General features: G+C 32.0%; 1 pseudogene. It reads right to left on the reverse strand.

Going from position 1 to position 247, the window contains the following annotated elements:
- A pseudogene (locus tag AC6UDE_RS07115) lies at positions 1 to 189 on the reverse strand (hypothetical protein); the annotation flags it as partial.
- Positions 190 to 247 lie beyond the last annotated feature (58 nt).

The raw sequence follows: 247 nt of genomic DNA on the forward strand, positions 1-247 counted from the left end.
TTGCAGAACCTCATCAATTTTCGAATGATCCATTTGATCATCTAATTTTCTTTGCTGTTGTTCTGCTTTTTGCTTCCTTAACTTACTTAATTTGCTAGTATGGTCTGATAAAAAATAGCCCTGCCATTTTTTAATACCACGATCATGATAATCAAATTTAAAAAAATTCTGAACAGCTTTTTCATTCATAATGGTTCTCCTAACTCTAACTTTGAATTTTTCTTTGCGCCGTTGGCCAAACTAAGTT

This window comes from Fructilactobacillus sp. X2R5C3, from assembly GCF_059901325.1.